Origin of the sequence: Ureibacillus galli, from assembly GCF_014836845.1 — a bacterium.
Classification (GTDB): Bacteria; Bacillota; Bacilli; order Bacillales_A; family Planococcaceae; genus Ureibacillus; species Ureibacillus galli.
The window spans coordinates 285,642-304,095 of record NZ_JACSQA010000002.1; the positions used below are offsets into that span (position 1 = coordinate 285,642).

Below are 18,454 nucleotides of genomic sequence, written 5' to 3' on the forward strand. Positions count from 1 at the left end.
TTTCTATAGGATATTCCTTCTTTTTCTGGTTCTATGTCAAATGTTGGGGTGAAGTGATATTACACGGCACCCCGATTATCCTAAATGAATCCCAATTTTCTTAGATAAATTATTTAATAAAATTTTCGCTTTAAAGTGTTCATAGCTTCTAAAACCATAAGCATTACGCTTCAAAACTTTTGATTTATTATTAATTCCTTCTAAAAAACCATTTAAATATCCAAAACTTAAACTATTTAAAATTTCAACTTGCCAATTTTTTAGCGTTTGAATGGCCTTTAAAAATGCCGGAATATTTGCTTTTTCTACCTTTCGGTAAAAGGCTTCTAATCTTTTTTTTATTTCTATCAAATCATTTGAAGTTTTTGCCCAATCAAACCATTCGCAGTAAGCTTCTTTTAATTCATAGGCTTGCTTTAGTTCCTTCGACATTCCTATGTAACGATTTAAGTACCAACGATTCGTTTCTGTTAACTTATCAAATCGTTTATATAGTACATGACGCATTTTCTTACATTTCTTTCGATCATATGCATGCCATTCTTTTTGAACATTTCGACGTACTTCATCTAGTGCCCAGTAAATATAACGACAATAATGAAAGCGATCCGCAATAATAATCGGGCGATTTAACGCCTTCCTAACTGCTGCTTTAAAGCTTGGATTCATGTCCATAACCACAATTTCTACATCTGCACCGTATTTCATCAAGTAATCCTTAATGGTTTCTTTTCTACGATTTGGTAAAATATCAATTGGTTCATGTGTTTCCGCATTGGCAATAATTAATTGATAAGTTCCCGCATCGGTATCTGCTTTATATTCATCAATCGCGATACATTTTGGTAAATGAACCCCTTCATTTAATTGTTCCTTTACTACTTCTTTAAAGCGACGAATCACTGTTGAGCTTGATGTACCAAGTACTTCAGCTGCTTCTTTAAATGTTTTTGCCTTTATTGAACGGATTCGTACAACTTGATTCCATTCTTTCGAGAAACGTTGATATTTATCCACGAAAGGGGATTTTTCTGAAAAACGTTTCCCACATTGGCATACATAACGACGACGTTTATAAAAAAGGACGGTTAATCGTTCAAACCATTTTAAATGATTAATTTTTTGAATTCGATAATCATGGACTTTTGATGTTATATTCTTGCATGCTGGACATTGATGTTCTTTTTTTGGTATGGAAACGTGTAGAACAATACGTTCCCCCATCTCCTCCACCTTATGAACAGTTACACCTTTTAATCCTGGAATATTCATGTTAAAATTCATTTGCACGTATCACCTTTCATTGCTTGTTTCTCGACAATTCAAGTATATAGAAATCGGTGATTACGTGCTTTTTTATTTATGAAATTTTTTCAAACCCCAACAAATATTATAGAGCCCTTTTTCTCTAGTTATACCTAAATAACAAATAAAAAATGCGTCTTCTCATATGAAAACGCAGAAAACTAAAACTATTAAACCATTAGATTAATGATTGATTTCCTTTGTCAGCAAGACCACGTCCGATAACATTAGCGGATATTGGCTTCTTCCCTAGTTCTCTTGACCAAATGGATAATTGACCAATGTGGTGAATTTCATGAGCAATGATATGGCGCATGATTTCACCCCAAGTGTCTGTTACTACTCTTCCATCTGGTAAAGTTTCCGTAAATAGCCGACTTTCCATACTCGCATCCCAGTTATTCACAAAGCCCTCTACTTCTTCTTTAAACCGAGCATCTAATTGTCGCACCTTTTCTAAACTATTAAACTTTTCAAAGTCCTCTTGAAAATCAGGTTTTCCTTGTATTTGGCGGATCCAACTCCACTCTACGTCTACGATATGGAAAAGAGTTTTTAATATACTCTCCATCCCTCCCGTACGTTGCCGTAATAACTCCTCTTCTGGCAACTCCTCACACCATTTATACCATTCTTCCCTTACCATCCAATTATATTGAAAGAACATGTTCATCTTTTCCCGCTCCTTTATGGCAAACTTGAAATCAAACAACCTATTATATATATTCTTTAAAAGGACTAATGATGTTTATTTAATTTCCCCTAATTTTTCTGCTGATACGATGGATAAGAGAATACTTAGACCCCCTAATATACAAAATACAACGATTAATGTATCTTGTTGTACATTAATAAAGGATGAAAAATTAGGCAACTGCATCACAACAATTGCACAAATGATTGTTGGAAAAACCGCTCTTTTCCATATACCAAACAAAAATAACGGGATAAATGTAATTATCGTTGCCTTGAAAGCTGTACTTATCATAGCAGTTATAAATGTTATCATGTCATTAAATGTTGGCTGTCCATTAATAATCGGAATAAATTGATCAACAGTAACAATCACGATACTAGATAGTAAAGAGGAAAATAGCGTTATGATAAAAACGACAAAAGCTATGAACAAAATCTTTGCTATAAACAATTTTCTTCTAGTAATCGGATATCCGAAAGATAAGGCCATCGTTTTTGATTTATACTCTTCAATAAATACATGATTAATTAAAGATGCCCCAAATAATATGACCCCCAATTGAATAAAGGAATTCAGTTCAATGGCCAGGGCATAACTTTCGCTAAAATAAGGGATGATGGAGTGAATAAAAAATGGAGGAAGAATCATTAGTATTCCTAAGTAAATGGCCATTTCTCCTATTACTAAGGAACGTTTTAATTTTTTCCATTCAAGCATCATTAATTTAGTCAACTTTACCACCTCCACTAATTTGCGCATAATAATAGTCTTCTAAGGAACTTGTATGCTTTTGAATTTCTTCAATGTCCACACCATGAACAATTAACATTTTTGTAATGTCCGATTGGGAATGGGTTAAGTCGTAAATTCGAATTCGATTATTTTGGACGATTTTCATATTTGATATTTGAAGCTCACTTTCTAGGACATAAACGGCTTTCTCCACATTTGTCGTTTGAAGCTCAATATAATCCGTTCGTTGTTTTCGAATTTCCTCGATGGAAATTTCATTAATTAACCTCCCTTTATTAATTACCCCAATACGATTAACGACTTGCTCCATCTCTCCTAAAATATGACTCGATAATAAAAACGTAATGCCATATTCTTGATTGAGCATTAATATTAAATCCCGAATATCTTTAATACCGATTGGATCTAAGCCATTGGTCGGTTCATCTAAAATAATCAATTCCGGTTTCGTAATGATTGCCCGCGCAATTCCTAATCGTTGTTTCATCCCAAGGGAAAAATCTTTTACTCGTCCGTTTTCGTTTCCCTTTAAATGAACCATATTTAACGCTTGCTTAATAGCAACTTCGTCATAATAGCCTAAATAGTCGCAATGGATTTTTAAGTTTTCCATCGCTGTTAAATGTTCGAAAAAGGTAGGATATTCAATAATGCTTCCGACTCTCTTAAGAGCTGCCTTTGAACGATTAGTAAGCTTATGCCCAAAAAGTTCAATTTCACCGCTTGTTGAAGAAGTGATTCCTGTGAGCATTTTCATAATCGTCGTTTTCCCAGCCCCATTTTGACCAAGGAAACCATATATTTCTCCCTTTTTAATGTGTAAATTAATATTTGAAACTAGCTCTTTCCCTTTTACTTTTTTCGTCAGACCTGTTGTTTTTACGATATATTCCAAATCGCCTCTCCCCTTTCTGTTACCCTTATCATAAGCAACAGACTTTTCTTTTTTCTTTCTCAAACCTTACAAATTTCTTAAGTTTTCTATGTATAAAAAAGAAAAGATTATAAAAGTTGATTTGACGACTTTTGAAGTCCCACTACTAGTAGGTTATCCGGTTAAAGACACACGTAAATACCGTTTTTTCGTAAGGTTTACTTTTTAATAAGATAGAGCCTTTCATCCCTTCCACTAACCGCTTTGTAATACTTAAACCGAGTCCACTTCCTTGAAATTCGGGATTCCGCGCATCATCCAACGTATACAGCCGTTCAAATACAAGCTCTTGCTCTTTTTCTGCAATGCCCTTTCCTTTATCCCAAACATCTATAGCAATATTATCCCCTTCTTCTCGTACGGTTAAGCCAATGATGCCTCCCTCACTACCATAACGAAGGGCGTTAGAAATTAAATTACTCAATACACGATTTAACGCTTCTTCATTTCCAAAAATAAAATAATCTTGTTCAGGAATGTCCAGTTCCACTTGCAATTTTTTTGACTGAAGTAAATGGTAAAATTCCAGCACATTTTTCCTGCAAATCTCGCTTACAGACACCTTTGTTAACGGAATAGAATAATCCCCCGATTCCAATTTCACTAAATCAAAAAATCGATGAATTAATTCGATTACTTGCTCAGTTTTTTTATAAAGTTGTTGCGTAACTATTGTACGTTCTTCTTTTTGCATCATTTTATCCATCGTTAATTTCTCTACATATCCTAAAATGACCGTCAATGGTGTTTTCAAATCGTGGGACATGTTTGAGATCATTTTTCTTAAACTTTCTTTTGTTTTCGAATAATCCGCAATTACTTTTTGATTGAAATCGAGTAGGCGATTTATTTGAATGAGAGCAGTTTGAACCGTTTCCTCATTTGTTATGAACAACACCTTTTCTGCAGACTGGTCATGAAGGATAGAATCTAGTTGTTGACTTAATTCTCTTAAGTTTTTCTTGATTTTAAACTTGGAATAGAATTGCCAACCAATCAGGAGTAACAATAGGACGATGATTACAATCAATAGTAAAATCATGTTCACTCTCCTAACTTGTAACCAATTCCCCAAACGGTTTGAATATATTGGGGGTTGGATGGATCTTCTTCGATTTTTTCTCTTAATCTTCGAATATGTACGTTAATTACATTTTCATTTCCAAAATAATCATCTTCCCAAATCATTTCGTAAATTTGTTCCTTTGTAAATACACGACTTTTATTCGTCATCATTAGCTTTAACATATGAAATTCCTTTGATGTAAGCTTCACTATCTTATCTTTAACTTGGGCTGTAAATGAATTTAAATCTAATGTCAATTCTTTGTAGTGTAATGTATTCGCTATCGGTTGTTTCTCTACAGTGGAATATTGCGTTGCCCTTCGTATTGCCGCATTCACTCGAGCAGTTAGTTCAATCATAGAAAACGGCTTGCTAATATAGTCGTCTGCTCCAAATCCTAACCCTAATGCTTTATCAATATCGCTACCTTTTGCTGAGATAATTAGTACTGGAACTAAACTAGTTTCCCTAAACTTTTTCAATAACTCCATGCCACTTAATTTCGGAATCATTAAGTCTAGTAAAATTAAATCAAACTTATCTTGTTGAAAATGACTAAGAGCTTCTTCCCCATCAAAAGCAGTAATAATCGTAAAGTTTTCGCTCTCTAAGTGACTTTTAATAAGATGACTTATTTCTTTATCATCTTCAACAAGTAAAATAACTTTTTGCATTTTTTCACACCCAATTATTTTTCATTTTTACCTATTTACGCCTAACAAGACTTCTTTTAACTGTTCAACGGAATCAACGATGGTAGTGGGTTTACATTCCTTTAACTCTTGTAGCGAGCCGTATCCATAAGTAACGCCTATGGAATCAATCCCTACTTCATTGGCACCAATACAATCATATTTGCGATCTCCAATCATAACAAAGTCACCTGGTGAATCATTGTTATAATGATCTAGTATATATTGAATGATTTCTGCTTTTGAAGAACGGGTTCCATCTAAATGACTGCCAACGACAAGGTCAAAATATGGATCCAGCTGAAAGTACTTTAAAATTTGATTAGCGAATTCAGTAACCTTAGAGGTAGCAACAATTAACTTATACTCCTGTTTTTTAAGTATCTTTAAGAGAGAGGGGATCCCTGGATATAGTTCATTTTCAAACATTCCCTTTTCTTTAAATCTCTCTCGATATAATTCTACAGCTTGCTTCGTTTGGCTTTCATCAAAGTTATAAAACTCCGTAAAGGAACTATGTATTGGCGGACCTATAAATCGTTCAAGATGATTTAAATCAAACTCATCGATGTTCATTTTCTTTAACGCATATTGAACAGATTTTGTAATACCTTCTTTAGGGTCTGTTAATGTTCCATCTAAGTCAAATAGAATATTTTTATATTTGTTCATAGCCGTCTCCTTTAATGTTGAGTATCATTTAACTCGTCACTGGAATAAATTTTTAATTGGGGGCAAAATGGCTTTCCGTTTTTTATTTAGAGTGTACCCTCTTACATTATTTACTTTTCTATACTAATAGTTTTAAAGCGCCTCCATTTCGGAAACGCTCATTTGAAAGATTATCGATAGTTGTTATGGGTAGGGGTAAATAAATCCTCTTCTGCATTACGAACCATCGAAAAATGGTCCACATTATAATGACCGTGAAGAATTCGATTATGATGAAGAATAATTTGTTCTGCCGTTAACATGCTCGAATCATAAGTAGAGTGACCATCTCCAACTAGCGTCACATCAAAACCGCTAACGGTTGCCGTTCTTACTGCCGTATCGATACACGCTTCCGTTTGACAGCCCATTACGACAAGATGTTTAATTTTTTGTTCCTCCAAGTAATCCTTTAAACCAGTTCCATAAAAGGCATTCGTTGCTGCCTTATTAAAAATAACTGAAGCATTCGGAATATGAATGTCACCATGTATTTCAAACCCTGGACCTTCTCCGTTGGACACGTCAATGTCCCTTATAAAAATAATCGGAACATTATCTTGTACTGCCTTTTGAATGACATGATTAATATTCGCTATTAATCTTTCTTTCTCGTATACACCTGTTTCTACTTTTTCTCCATCAATTAACGCTTGCTGGGCGTCAATTATTAAAAGGGCTTGTTTCAATCGATGACCTCCTTGAGTCATTTCATAAATAACACTTACTATATGGGTGTCCACTTTTTACTATTCCATTTTGATGATTACAAATCCTTGTTTTCCCTGTTAAAATTTCACTTCTTGTTTCTTTGCCTTTATGACAAGAAAAGAAGGTTTTCTTTCTTCATTTATGACCTTTGGCATTTTCTCTAAACCAATTGCTATCGACGTTGGCTCCACTACTTTTTCTAAAACTAATCCTTTCTCTATTAATGTATTGAGTAAAGTCGAAATCGTTCGATGGTATTTAATAACACCATCTATATACCAATATTCTTTTCGAATCCCTTCCTCTTGATAATGATCTACAGCCCAATGAAGTTTATTTCCTCCCTCATCCCTTACCCAATTGTTCATATCTTTTCTAGCGGTTACAATTGGATGTTCAGTAGAGAAAATGAATTCCCCACCATCCTTCAATAATTGGCTAATCTTCGTTATAAGACTATCGTAATCTTCTATATAATGAATCGCTAATGAACTAATAATCAAGTCGAAGGTTTGATGATTGAATTGGAAATCTTCAATCGGACTACAATGATATTCAATTTTTTCGTGATTGTTTTCTTTCATCGCTTTATCGATCATATTTTTTGATATATCGACTGCCAGTACTTTTGCCGCACCCTTTTCGACACAATAGTTTGCGAATTGGCCTGTTCCACATCCTAAATCTAAAACCGTTTTATCCTTTAGTGATGAAATGAGCGATTTGATAGCTGGTTGTTCAATAAAATCGTTGTAAGTTACTCCCGTTTCCCTTAAAGAAGTATAATTTTTAAAAAATATTGGATTATCGTAAATATTTTGTTTCAAAGATTCCCCTCCCACAAGCACAAGTTTCATTCAAGAACCTACAGAATATGTTCGCTATATGTAATGGAAGTTCCTTTAAAGCTACCCTATTTCTACTACGTACGAATATTTTTCATTGAATAATTAATTACATTAAAGGATAGCCTTTTGAAAGGAAAATAAGGAGGTGCTCTTTATGTTTGAAAAGAAATTAGCACTTCACGAAACGTTAGAATTTCATGAAGTGATTAACTTTATGACGACAAGTCTATTGAAATCGAAACTCAGTCAAGGAATCGTCTTTGATCAAGATTTACGGGAGCTATTGGACAAAAACGTTAAATTATCCACACCTGCTTTGACTGCTATGTTAAAACTCTACTCAAATTCCGAGCTAGAATAACTGGAGGTAGATAACATGAAAGACTATTTAGATCCCATTAACTCTGTCGGTATGCCAGAACTAACTGACTCTGGAATTGCATTGGAGTTTTTATTATCTGTAAAAACAGGTGTAAGAACCCTCTCCATTGCTTTAACCGAAACGGCTTCTCCAACGTTACAAAAGATTATCAAAACCCAACTGGAAGTTATGATTGAGTTATATTTCGAAATTTCAGAGTTAATGATGAAAAAGGATTGGCTAAAACCATATGACTTAGAAAAGCAAAAAGAACTGGATATCCGATCGGCGGAAAATGCCATTAGCATTGCGAAACTAGACTTGTTCCCAGAAAATATGAACCGTAAAGGGCTGTTCCCAACTCCACCAAAGAAGGAAAAATGAATAAAAGGGAGTTTTTAAAATGAAAGCTGTAACCTACCAAGGCATTAAAAATGTTGAAGTAAAAGATGTAAAGGAACCAAAAATTAAAAAAGATGATGATATTATCGTGCGATTAACGACTACTGCTATCTGTGGGTCAGACTTACATTTACTTCATGGAATGATTCCGAACCTCGGAGAAGATTACGTGATTGGTCATGAACCAATGGGCGTTGTAGAAGAAGTCGGAAAAAGTGTAACGAAGTTAAAAAAAGGTGATCGGGTCATTATCCCCTTTAATGTTGCTTGTGGACAATGCTGGTACTGTCATCATGATTTAGAAAGTCAATGTGACAATGCCAATCAAAATGGTGAAATGGGTGCCTATTTCGGTTACTCCGACACTGCAGGAGGTTTTCCAGGTGGGCAAGCTGAATTCATGCGGGTACCTTATGCAAACTTTACTCCTTTTAAAATACCTGAAAACAGTGAATTGTCCGATGAAAGTTTAGTTTTACTGGCAGATGCCGCTCCTACTGCCTTTTGGAGTGTCGATAATGCCGGTGTCAAACAAGGCGATACTGTTGTGATTCTTGGTTGCGGCCCTATCGGATTATTAGCACAAAAATTTGCTTGGCTAAAGGGTGCCGAACGTGTTATTGCAGTCGATTATGTCGGCTATCGACTGAAACATGCAAAGCGTACAAATAAAGTGGAAATTGTTAATTTCGAGGATCATGAAAATTGTGGCGAATATTTAAAAGAAATAACAAAAGGAGGTGCCGACGTAGTCATCGATTGTGTCGGTATGAGTGGTAAAATGACTCCCCTTGAATTCCTTGCTAGCGGATTAAAACTGCAAAGCGGTGCCATGGGTGCATTGGTCACTGCCAGTCAAGCTGTACGAAAAGGTGGTACAATCCAAATTACTGGGGTTTATGGTGGGCGTTACAACGCCTTTCCATTAGGTGATATTTTCCAACGCAACGTTAATATCCGTACAGGGCAAGCACCAGTCATCCATTATATGCCCCATCTTTATAATCTCATTGCGGAAGGAAAAGTCGATCCAAAGGATATCATTACCCATGTCCTCCCCCTTGAAAAGGCAAAACATGGCTATGAAATTTTCGATACAAAACAAGACGATTGTATTAAAGTCGTATTAAAGCCGTAATAGTATTAAGAAAAAAATCATCTTATCTTTAATCTGTTTTAAAGATAAGATGATTTTTTATTAGTCTATGCACTTTTCCAATTTAAGAAGTGTCAGTACATTTCTTCCGTTATTGCCAAATCGCTTCTACCCACTCTGGATGATCGATGAATGGGTTACGGTTATGTTGATAATCGTTATAAATGATTTCATTTCGTTGTTGTTCAAAATGATCGACAGGGTCTTGTTTATGCCATTGAAGCAAGACGGATAATTTTCCGTGGTATGGAGCGGAATCGTTATTAACTAAATTATTTAATTCTAAATCTGGTTCTCCACTATCACCTTCATATCGTACTGCCATATAAAAGAGCATTCGTGCTACGTCTCCCTTTACGCTATCCCGCGGTTCCCAAGAATCAGAATCATAATAATTACCAAGGGCTTCAGAGTGCTCTCTCCCCCCGTTATCAAAGTCTAAATTGTTTCTTGTACTGTTCACTGACGCATCGGTTGGGCGAAGAGGATGTAAATCTGTACCGGGCCCCATTGTTGTTCCAAAGTCTCCATGGGATTTCGCCCAAACATGCTCTCGATTCCAATCATTCACCCCTGATCCATTCGTATATTTCCCTTGGGAACGTCCTGTATATAATAAGATTACATTATTCGGATTGTTCGGATCTTCATCCGTTTCTCGAAGGGCATCCCAAACTTCGGAATAGGATAGTTCCGTGTGATCATCAATAATATTATGCAATGCAGTTTTTAATGCTTCTCCCGTTTTTCCAATAGCTGCATCATAGTAACCGTTTGGTGTTGGTATTGGATCTGGCTCGGGTTCTGGTTCAGAAGGAGGTATCCCCTCTCCCATTCTTTCGAAAGCTGTTCCATCTTTTAATCCAGCATGGGAAAAATAAGCTGTAAGTGTACCCGTTACTTTAATGCTTTCTCCCATTAAAAAAGGATTCGTTTTTAATCCATAGGAAGAGCGGAACGATGAAGGAACTTGAACATAAAGCATTTTAGAAATATTTGTTTCCGAAGGATTATCGGCTAAAGCAAGGGCATAATCATTCGGAAAACCACTTGTAATAACAGTACTTGTCGATATCGGTTGCCCAACGACGTACCCTTGGACTGTTTTGACTGTGCTAGTTTGACTGTTTACAGCTTGCGAAACAGAAAAAGGTGATGACCATGAACCATCCCCTACTGCTGCAGTCAATGAAGATGGAATCGTCTGAAGGAAAATGAAAGCAATCAGAAAGATTGTTACTAAACTTTTAATGAAGCTTTTCCCCATGTTACTCCTCCTAAAATAGTTATTTGTTTAATTCCCCTAACGTTCTCAATAGTATTATATCATATTTTTAAATTTTCAGACTTTTTATAAACTTATAGAAAACCAACTATAAAGGATACGAGAAAAAGGAGTAGCAATTAGAACTACCCCTCTTTCAAACTTTTTATAGTGTTTTATTTTCTTGGATCTACGTAATCTGGATAATCTGTAATGATTGCGTCAACTCCCATTTCAAATAGGAAGTCTGCTGCTTCTTGACTACGAACTGTCCACGATCCAATTTGCATACCAAGAGAGTGAACTTGGTTAACTAGTTCCTTTGTGACAATTCCGTAACTTGGGTTAAACCAATCTGCATAAGTTGAAAATTCCTGTAAAGCTTCCGGAGTTGTATGGGCACGGTTAGAAGTTAATACACCAATCGGAACTTTCGGAAGAAGTTTATCCATTTTCTTCATTGAATCAAAATTAAAAGATTGGATAATAATTTTTTCGTTTTGAGGTTTATCAAGATTGCGTTCCTTTAATTCCTCCGCCACTTGTTCTTCAATACCTGGATACAGTTCTGGAGATTTCATTTCGACTAAAATTCCAACCTTTCCATGATAACGATCAAGAATTTCATCAAATGTTGGGATTTTCTCTCCTTCAAACTGCTCCCCAAACCAACTACCTGCATCAAGACTTCTAAGTTGTTCAAAAGTTAAATCTCCAACTTTTCCTGTTCCATCCGTTGTACGATCCACTGTTGTATCATGGATTAATACTAATTCGCCATCTTTACTTCTTTGAACATCGATTTCAATATAATCTGCCTTCATCTCAACAGCTAAATCAAAAGCAGCAATCGTATTTTCTGGTGCATAACCTGTTGCACCACGGTGGGCGACATTATCCACTTGTTTTCTTTCTCCTACTGTTGGTTGTTCTGCAAACACCTGACTGAATGGACTAACTAACAATGAAAAAGCTAACCCTGCACCTACTAAAAACTTTTTGTTCACTCTCTCCATCTCCTATCTATCCTGATTTCAATTCCAGTTTAGTAAAGGGATATTGAGGAAGTTTATGGAAATAATTAAAGTAGATGAAGAATGTGTTAATAAAATTCTATCTTTATACTTATATATTTTTACAAATCTATTACTCTAATTTACCTAAAACGCCTTATTCTAGCCCTTTTATGTAACCTTTTTTTAATAGATTAGTTCTTCTTAAAATTGAAATGAAGAAGTTACTTTCGCAATTATTAATAGAAAATGTAAAACTTCATCTAACTTTCAATTATTTAAAATTGAATTTCAAATTTTTTCCGTTGATAGAGTATAAAATCTATCGACCATATCTATTTTTGTTGTTTATAATACAATAAAGTCAAACATTGTAGGTGAAGATATTGGACGATATCGTAATTACAGGTTATGGGATTAAAGGGCCTGGTATTTCAGACAAAAATAGTTTTTTACATGTATTAGAAAATGGGATTTGTACCCAAAGCATTTACAACATTGATAATCAGCCCGATTCTAGCATTGTTGCTGGTTTGATAGATGATCACTTTCAAGAAATAAACGGAGAAGATTACAAACGATACCCTCGTTCTGTAAGGATGGCTATTGCGGCTGCAGTAGATGCTTCTGCAATGGCAAAGTTAAATTATTTTCAGCCCCAACGAATTGCCGTCATTATGGGGACATCCGCTGGAGCAATATTGGAAATTGAGCAATATTCTATGAATTTTTTCGATTTAAGAAAAACTCCGATTCAAGGTGTTTCGTATGCAGATACGCACACGCTTTCCGGTTCTGTTGCCGAGGCAATTGGTTCTTGTGGGCCTGCCTACACATTAACGACTGGCTGTACCGCAAGTTTAGATGCAGTATCAATAGGGAAACTATTACTAGAGAACGGCATTGTGGATGCATGTATTGTTGGAGGAACAGACGCTCCCTTAGGTCAATGGACAATTAACGGCTTTAAAAAATTAAGAATCCTCTCTAAAGAAACCTCTATCGAACAAGCTGGAGTTCCATTTTCAACGGAACATCGAGGCTTTGTTTTATCAGAAGGTGCAGGTGTAATCGTTTTAGAGAGAAAACAAACAGCAATCGACCGAAACCAACAAATATATGGAAAAATTGAACGCGTTGTTTCAAGGAACGAAGCACAAAAATTATTAAGATCTGATGTAACGGGTAAACATATGCTTAGCGTTTTCCAAGAAACCCTTGGAAATACAGTACCAACCTACATAAATAGTCAGGCGCTTGGTATCGAAACAAACGATCAAATTGAACGATTCATCCATAACGAAACATTCGGTTTAGAGGTACCGATTACTTCCATTAAGGGAATGATTGGACATTCCTTTGGTGCCATGGGCGCAATGCAAATTATTTCGTCCTTACTGTCAATGGAATACGGATTTATCCCTCCTACAATTAAAACGAAAGGGATTGGTTTCGAAGAACTTCCAATCGTTTACGAAACTAGATATCAAACTGTTGAGTCCGTCTGCATAACTAATCATGGTAGTAGTGGGAATAACGCTTGCCTATTGATGACACATATATAGGAGGATTGTTTCATGTTTTTTATATTTCTAATATTATTATCTTTTATCCCTATATGTGTTGGTATTACACTATTAGTTTTATTTAAAAAAAATAACTTATCAAAAATTATATTTTTATTTCTATTAATGATTTCCATTTGGCAATTAGATGTAGCTTTTTTGTATTCTTATAATCTATTTAGCTACGAAACGATTAAGTTTTTTTTCAATTTATTCCGGTTTGGATCTATCATGATAACCCCATTGATTTTCCATATAGGATATACAATTGTGAATGAGGAATTGTCCTATGATAAAAAAATAAAATGGCAATTCCTCGTAAATCGTACATCAGTCTTATTATTTTATGGAGTAGCTTTTTTTGTCTATATAATAGGATGGAGTGATAAGGGAGTACAAAACATTGAACTTAAACAGATAGATTCAAGTATATTCTACTACCCTGTTTATGGAGAGCTATCGTGGATTTTTTATTCCAACGTTTTCCTTTTCATAGCTAGCATGACTTTCTGTTCTCTGATTAGTTTAAATGTACAAAATAAGAGCATTCGCTCATTTTTAGTTTATTTTAATATCTTTTCGTCTATCGGTTATGCAATTGGCACCTTAAATATGCTCCCATCAGCAAGATTATATCCGAGTTCTATTGCATTACTAGTTTATGCCCTTTCAATTTTAATTCTTTCAAGCCGAATGCATCTTAATATAGTAAACAATATGAATAAAAAGCTATATGATCAATGGAAGTTTTTATATCAAGTCATTGATTTGAACCCGAATTATATTTATGCTCAAGATGAAAATGGACGTTACCTTCTTATGAATCAATCGTATGCCCAATTAATGGGCAAGGATATTCGCTATATGATTGGAAAAACCGATGATGATATAAATAAAGATTCAATAAAAGAGACACCATTTGCCCATCAAGAAATTGATAGTCATAAGTTGGGGAAGTTTTCCATAATTGAAGAATCCATTACGGCTGCAACTGGCGAAGAGAGATGGGTACAAACGGTAAAAGTACCGATTCATATAAATGAAAGTTCCGCATTACTTGCAGTATCAACAGATATTACGGAACGAAAGCAATATGAAGATGAAATTAAATTTCAAGCGAATCATGATGCACTAACAGGTTTGCCGAATCGTAGAATGTTTAATGAAGATTTAACGAACCTTTTGGAAAAAGCAAAAATAAATGGAAGTGAAATTGCCATCGTGTTTCTTGATTTGGATCGTTTCAAATATATTAACGATACACTTGGCCATAATTTCGGAGATTGCTTATTAATAGAAGTATCAAGACGTATCGAAAGGTTATTAAAGCAAAGTTATCAATCCGCACAAGTTTATCGACTAGGTGGAGATGAATTCACTATTTTGCTCCCCCGCTCCACATCAAAAGATTGTGAAGGATTAGCGAAAAGATTATTGAAGCTATTTGTTGAAGGGTTTTTAATAGACAATAATGAGTATTTTATTACTCCAAGTATTGGCATAAGTATTTATCCAAAGGATGGCGATGATGCGAATACATTAATCAAAAATGCAGATACCGCTATGTACTATGTAAAAGAAAGAGAAAAAAATAACTACCAATTATTCACATCTGAAATGCAGCATCACTTCTATCGGAAAATGATGATTGAAAAACATTTAAGAACTGCTTTAGAAAATGATGAGTTTGAACTTTACTATCAGCCAATCCTAGATTTGAAAACAAATAAACTAATAGGGATGGAATCTCTAATTAGATGGAATAACCACATATTAGGACAAGTTAGACCTGATGAGTTTATTTCAATAGCCGAAGAAACGGGAATGATTATCCCAATAGGCCAATGGATATTGAAAACCGCTGTTAAACAAAGCGTTAGTTGGCAAAAGGAAGGAACGGAACCTTTCCGAATAAGCATTAATGTATCTGTGAAACAATTACTTGATCCAATGTTTGTAGAACATGTGAAAACAATAATCGAAAACGCTAACATTGATCCTTCTAATATTATTTTAGAAATAACCGAAAGTATTGCAATGTATGCTGAATCGATGATTGAAAAGTTAAATCGATTAAAGGCGCTCGGTATAAGCCTTTCAATGGATGACTTTGGAACAGGTTATTCATCCCTTAGTTATTTGAATAAATATCCACTAGATTCATTAAAAATCGATAAATCCTTTGTAATGGGCATGCACCGGGACGACGAAAACAAAGCCATTGTCAAAACAATTATAGCTATTGCTAAACAGCTTGATTTGAAAGTGATAGCAGAAGGTGTTGAAGGATTTGAAGAATGGCACTTTTTAAAGGAAATTGATTGTGATTATGCCCAAGGCTATTACTTCAGTCGCCCACTCCCTGCCGATGATTTCAAGGAAAACTGGCTTAAAGAATTAAACTAATCCAACAGTCTAATTATATTTAATCTACACCTCTGTACAGTCTCGTACAGAGGTTTTTCATGAAGCGCCATCCCTCTTTCTAAACAACTAAAATTAATTTTCTGAAAAATCCATATATTGTGTTAATATAAAACTATCTTAATAGATTGGAGAGTTGTTATGGTGAAGTTTGATAAACCGGATGTGGAACAATTTTTTCAAACATTAACAGTTGCGGATTTTACCGTGAGTCCCGACGAAAAACAGCTAGTCATCAGTACGAACTTAAACGGTCATTTTAATCTTTGGGGAATGGATTTACCTAATCAGTTTCCTTACCCACTTACATTTAATAACCAAAGTGTCGATGGCCTTACTTATGCTAAAACAGGTGAATTTATCGTCGTAGGTTTTGACCATGATGGAGATGAAAATACACAAATTTATGCCCTTCCTCCCCAAGGAGGTAAACTTGTACCATTACGTATTCATAAAGGGGAACGCCACTTAGTCTCCCGTATATCGGATGATGGTAAACGGCTATATTACGCAACTACTTATGGAAATTCTACTTATCTTAATAACTATGTCTATGATTTGGAAAGTGGTGAGGAGAAACTATTAGTCGAAGGACAAGAAGCTCCTACCTATTTAATAGCTGTTAGTCCAGAAGAAAAATCCTTTGTTTCCTTTAAACAGTTTGGGAATACTCACTCTTTAGCCTACGTTCATCTAAATAATGAAAAATTTTTAATGACGCCTGAGACTAAAGATCAACATACAGTGAATGAAGTAGTTTACACTTCGGAATCGGATATTTATTTTTTAACAAACTATGATTCCGACTTAACTTACCTTGCGAAATTTGATTTAGAAGCGAAAACATTTGAGAAAATATTACAATTAGAAAAAGAAGATTTTACTAACTTAGTATTTTCTAAGAAAGATCAAATACTTTATATAATTGGCTCTTATGGTGTAGAAGATCGATTATATGCATATGATTTAAAAAGTAAAAAGCTAGAGACTATTAACTCTCCAACAAGTATTATTGAAAAATTAATTGTTATGCCAAGTGGTAATCTATATATCAAAGGTAGAACTTCTACAAGACCAAACAATATTTTTGTTTCTAAGGATCGAAGCACCACTTGGGAAGAGTTAACTCGTTACCGTATACCTGGTGTTCGTGATGAAGAATTAGTTGAACCTGCAGTTTTAACTTATCCTTCCTTCGATGGATTGGAAATTGAAGCATTATTCTTTAAAGCGAAAGAGGAAAACTCGAATGGGTACGTCATTTTATGGCCCCATGGTGGTCCCCAATCGTTAGAAAGAAAATGGTTCCGTGCAATGTTCCAAGTTTTGTTAAACCGAGGCTATTCCATCTTCGCACCAAACTTCCGTGGTTCTTCGAATTACGGCTTAAAGTTCGAAAAAATGGTAGAAGGCGACTGGGGCCATGGACCACGCCTTGATAATTTAGAAGGGATAGAATGGATGATTCAAAACGGCTATGCCGATAGAGAGAAAATTCTTTTATTAGGTGGTAGTTATGGCGGCTACATGGCACTTTTACTTCATGGACGTCATGCAGATTACTTCAAAGCGGTTGTTGATCTTTTCGGCCCAAGTAATCTTTTCTCCTTTATCGAATCTGTACCTGATTTTTGGAAACCATTTATGGATCAATGGGTAGGACATCCAGAAAAAGATAAAGAAAGACTGACGAAGGATTCCCCTATCTCCTATTTAGATGGCATGACAAAACCGATGTTAGTTATCCAAGGAGCAAATGATCCTCGTGTAGTACAAAAGGAATCTGACCAAATTGTAGCTGCATTAAAGGAAAAGGGACGTGAAGTGGAATACATCGTTTTAGAAGATGAAGGACACGGCTTTTCCAAAAAACAAAATGAAATAATGGTTTATCGCAAAATGCTCGAATTCTTTGAACGTTATGCGGATTAATCGCAAGAAGCGCCTCATTTTTATAATAATGAGGCGTTTCTTTAATTTAGCCTTAACATCGAATGATTTTTTGACAGGTTGTGAATAATAGTGAGGAGATTTTTATTACAAAATTCCAACTAGGAGGTTATTACTTATGAACGCTCAAAGGGCACAAGAAATTTCAGAATCACCAGTTATTGCAAATGTATTATATAACGGTATGAAAGTGTATATACAACACGTTAATGAAGATAACGAAACTGCTCGAATTTATCCGTTAGACGATCCTCAAAAGGAACAGGAAGTGCCTTTAAACCAATTAATCGAACAATAATATAAAAAGAGAGAATCAGTAAAATTAAGGATTCTCTCTTTTAAAGTGTACCCTTTGTAAAGGACATTTTTAAAAAAGGCTTTTAAGCAACTTGAAGAAGATGGTGACTGTATTGTGCAGGCGTCATCTTTTTTAAGTTCCATTGACCTCGGTAATGATTGTAATAAATCATATAACTCTTAATCTCTCTTTTTACTTCTTCTAATGTTTCACACGATTTAAAGTCTGTTTCATCTTTAAAATGACCAAAAAACGATTCTTGTGGGGCATTATCCCAACAGTTTCCACGACGTGACATAGATTG

At 35.0% G+C, this 18,454-nt stretch carries 19 protein-coding genes; 7 read left to right on the top strand and 12 right to left on the bottom strand.

Annotation, left to right across the window (positions count from 1 at the left end; all coding sequences use genetic code 11):
• Positions 1-75: 75 nt before the first annotated feature.
• From H9636_RS03075 to H9636_RS03115, 9 genes are all read right to left on the bottom strand, one after another.
• The gene (locus H9636_RS03075; protein ID WP_191706166.1) at positions 76-1,290 is read right to left on the bottom strand and encodes an ISL3 family transposase; all 1,215 of its coding nucleotides are present in this window, start codon (positions 1,288-1,290) and stop codon (positions 76-78) included.
• Between the two features lie 193 nt (positions 1,291-1,483).
• Positions 1,484-1,978, bottom strand: coding sequence for a DinB family protein (locus H9636_RS03080; RefSeq protein WP_191706167.1), 495 nt, complete (start codon positions 1,976-1,978; stop codon positions 1,484-1,486).
• Positions 1,979-2,053: 75 nt separating this feature from the next.
• The gene (locus tag H9636_RS03085; protein ID WP_191706168.1) at positions 2,054-2,734 is read right to left on the bottom strand and encodes an ABC-2 transporter permease; all 681 of its coding nucleotides are present in this window, start codon (positions 2,732-2,734) and stop codon (positions 2,054-2,056) included.
• On the bottom strand, positions 2,727-3,650 hold the full coding sequence (locus tag H9636_RS03090) for an ABC transporter ATP-binding protein (protein WP_191706169.1): 924 nt from the start codon (positions 3,648-3,650) through the stop codon (positions 2,727-2,729). Before H9636_RS03090 ends, H9636_RS03085 begins: the two co-directional genes overlap by 8 nt.
• Positions 3,651-3,795: 145 nt before the next feature.
• Positions 3,796-4,731: a sensor histidine kinase gene (locus H9636_RS03095; RefSeq protein WP_191706170.1), complete on the bottom strand. Its 936-nt coding sequence runs from the start codon at positions 4,729-4,731 to the stop codon at positions 3,796-3,798.
• Between the two features lie 2 nt (positions 4,732-4,733).
• On the bottom strand, positions 4,734-5,429 hold the full coding sequence (locus H9636_RS03100) for a response regulator transcription factor (protein WP_191706171.1): 696 nt from the start codon (positions 5,427-5,429) through the stop codon (positions 4,734-4,736).
• 27 nt (positions 5,430-5,456) lie between these two features.
• Complete coding sequence (locus H9636_RS03105; RefSeq protein ID WP_191706172.1) at positions 5,457-6,119, bottom strand: HAD family hydrolase; 663 nt, start codon at positions 6,117-6,119, stop codon at positions 5,457-5,459.
• Between the two features lie 170 nt (positions 6,120-6,289).
• Entirely contained in the window at positions 6,290-6,847 is a 558-nt protein-coding gene (locus H9636_RS03110) for a cysteine hydrolase family protein (RefSeq protein WP_191706173.1), read from the bottom strand.
• Positions 6,848-6,946: 99 nt separating this feature from the next.
• Complete coding sequence (locus tag H9636_RS03115) at positions 6,947-7,696, bottom strand: class I SAM-dependent methyltransferase (RefSeq protein WP_191706174.1); 750 nt, start codon at positions 7,694-7,696, stop codon at positions 6,947-6,949.
• Between the two features lie 175 nt (positions 7,697-7,871).
• Here H9636_RS03115 and H9636_RS03120 point away from each other — a divergent pair, with 175 nt between their 5' ends.
• Genes H9636_RS03120 through H9636_RS03130 form a run of 3 tightly spaced genes read left to right on the top strand, consistent with a single transcriptional unit; the run spans position 7,872 to position 9,618 of the window.
• Complete coding sequence (locus H9636_RS03120; RefSeq protein WP_191706175.1) at positions 7,872-8,078, top strand: spore coat protein; 207 nt, start codon at positions 7,872-7,874, stop codon at positions 8,076-8,078.
• Positions 8,079-8,093: 15 nt separating this feature from the next.
• Entirely contained in the window at positions 8,094-8,462 is a 369-nt protein-coding gene (locus H9636_RS03125) for a spore coat protein (protein ID WP_191706176.1), read from the top strand.
• Between the two features lie 19 nt (positions 8,463-8,481).
• Entirely contained in the window at positions 8,482-9,618 is a 1,137-nt protein-coding gene (locus tag H9636_RS03130; RefSeq protein WP_191706177.1) for a zinc-dependent alcohol dehydrogenase, read from the top strand.
• A 109-nt stretch (positions 9,619-9,727) separates the two neighbouring features.
• On the opposite strand, the gene H9636_RS03135 is transcribed toward H9636_RS03130, so the two are convergent.
• Together H9636_RS03135 and H9636_RS03140 are read right to left on the bottom strand one after the other, a co-directional pair.
• Positions 9,728-10,903 (bottom strand): endonuclease, encoded by a 1,176-nt coding sequence (locus tag H9636_RS03135; protein WP_191706178.1) that lies wholly within the window; start codon positions 10,901-10,903, stop codon positions 9,728-9,730.
• 173 nt (positions 10,904-11,076) lie between these two features.
• Positions 11,077-11,907, bottom strand: a complete 831-nt coding sequence (locus tag H9636_RS03140; protein WP_122970710.1) for a glycerophosphodiester phosphodiesterase — start codon at positions 11,905-11,907, stop codon at positions 11,077-11,079.
• Between the two features lie 392 nt (positions 11,908-12,299).
• On the opposite strand from H9636_RS03140, the gene H9636_RS03145 reads away from it, so the two are divergent.
• The 4 genes from H9636_RS03145 (at position 12,300) to H9636_RS03160 (ending at position 18,150) form a co-directional block, all read left to right on the top strand.
• The gene (locus tag H9636_RS03145; RefSeq protein WP_191706179.1) at positions 12,300-13,478 is read left to right on the top strand and encodes a beta-ketoacyl synthase N-terminal-like domain-containing protein; all 1,179 of its coding nucleotides are present in this window, start codon (positions 12,300-12,302) and stop codon (positions 13,476-13,478) included.
• 717 nt (positions 13,479-14,195) lie between these two features.
• Positions 14,196-15,884 (top strand): GGDEF and EAL domain-containing protein, encoded by a 1,689-nt coding sequence (locus H9636_RS03150; RefSeq protein ID WP_191706180.1) that lies wholly within the window; start codon positions 14,196-14,198, stop codon positions 15,882-15,884.
• A 159-nt stretch (positions 15,885-16,043) separates the two neighbouring features.
• Positions 16,044-17,834, top strand: a complete 1,791-nt coding sequence (locus tag H9636_RS03155) for a S9 family peptidase (protein WP_191706181.1) — start codon at positions 16,044-16,046, stop codon at positions 17,832-17,834.
• A gap of 136 nt (positions 17,835-17,970) precedes the next feature.
• On the top strand, positions 17,971-18,150 hold the full coding sequence (locus H9636_RS03160) for a small acid-soluble spore protein H (protein WP_122970713.1): 180 nt from the start codon (positions 17,971-17,973) through the stop codon (positions 18,148-18,150).
• Positions 18,151-18,232: 82 nt separating this feature from the next.
• Here H9636_RS03160 and H9636_RS03165 read toward each other — a convergent pair.
• Positions 18,233-18,454 (bottom strand): IS3 family transposase (locus H9636_RS03165; protein ID WP_191706182.1); only part of this gene is annotated, 222 nt, incomplete at its 5' end.

Bases quoted from the DNA above. Each gene is read 5' to 3' on its own strand.
- H9636_RS03155 (WP_191706181.1), top strand. From the start codon at position 16,044: ATGGTGAAGTTTGATAAACCGGATGTGGAACAATTTTTTCAAACATTA.
- H9636_RS03130 (WP_191706177.1), top strand. From the start codon at position 8,482: ATGAAAGCTGTAACCTACCAAGGCATTAAAAATGTTGAAGTAAAAGAT.
- H9636_RS03160 (WP_122970713.1), top strand. From the start codon at position 17,971: ATGAACGCTCAAAGGGCACAAGAAATTTCAGAATCACCAGTTATTGCA.
- H9636_RS03120 (WP_191706175.1), top strand. From the start codon at position 7,872: ATGTTTGAAAAGAAATTAGCACTTCACGAAACGTTAGAATTTCATGAA.
- H9636_RS03125 (WP_191706176.1), top strand. From the start codon at position 8,094: ATGAAAGACTATTTAGATCCCATTAACTCTGTCGGTATGCCAGAACTA.
- H9636_RS03080 (WP_191706167.1), bottom strand. From the start codon at position 1,978: ATGAACATGTTCTTTCAATATAATTGGATGGTAAGGGAAGAATGGTAT.
- H9636_RS03095 (WP_191706170.1), bottom strand. From the start codon at position 4,731: ATGATTTTACTATTGATTGTAATCATCGTCCTATTGTTACTCCTGATT.
- H9636_RS03150 (WP_191706180.1), top strand. From the start codon at position 14,196: ATGAATAAAAAGCTATATGATCAATGGAAGTTTTTATATCAAGTCATT.
- H9636_RS03135 (WP_191706178.1), bottom strand. From the start codon at position 10,903: ATGGGGAAAAGCTTCATTAAAAGTTTAGTAACAATCTTTCTGATTGCT.
- H9636_RS03105 (WP_191706172.1), bottom strand. From the start codon at position 6,119: ATGAACAAATATAAAAATATTCTATTTGACTTAGATGGAACATTAACA.
- H9636_RS03100 (WP_191706171.1), bottom strand. From the start codon at position 5,429: ATGCAAAAAGTTATTTTACTTGTTGAAGATGATAAAGAAATAAGTCAT.